1 protein-coding gene is annotated in these 589 nt (G+C 25.5%); it reads right to left on the bottom strand.

Translation table 11 applies throughout. The annotated features are described in order from the left end of the window. Nucleotides 1-589: AAA family ATPase (locus PVA17_RS24930; RefSeq protein ID WP_274069369.1), on the bottom strand; the 589-nt coding region annotated here is incomplete at both ends.

Raw genomic sequence — 589 nt, 5'->3', positions numbered from 1 at the left:
CTTCCACTATATATATATATGATGAACATTTAATCTTATCTTTTGAGTATATTCTAATTAAAGAGGCTGCATCTAATTCATATAGTAGCTCTGAGGAGTGTGTTGTTAAAAAGAAATATTTATAAGCTTCATTTGAGAATAACTTCTTAGACAATGCAATTTGCATCGATCTATGTAAACTATTTTCCGGTTCTTCAATCAAATATATAGAAATCTTGTTTTTATTAAATTTCTCAGTGAAGTAATTAATTAATGAGTATGTGATTATTTTCTTTCTTCCATCTCCTGAAGAAGGATACAAATTATCATCTTCATCTTTTTTTATATATGGGATTAAATCACTAAAATAACCTTTTATGGACATCTCCGATTTCAATGTAACTTGTAAATCCTCTTTTTTTAAATCTTTATAGGATTTCGTTAAACTTGTTTCAAATTCTTTAACTACCCCCATCTTTCCTACTTCTTCATTTATATCTTTAGTTAATCCTTTTATTACATCTGAAATAGAAATATCTGAGGCACTTAAGTTTTTTTTGTTAAAAATCTTATTTCTATATTTTGAAAAAGTCTTTTCTAAATTTATTAG

Origin of the sequence: Lysinibacillus sp. CNPSo 3705 (assembly GCF_028674935.1) — a bacterium.
Lineage (GTDB): Bacteria > Bacillota > Bacilli > Bacillales_A > Planococcaceae > Lysinibacillus.
Note: the sequence above shows the minus strand (reverse complement) of the source record. Positions and strands in the feature narration are given on the sequence as shown.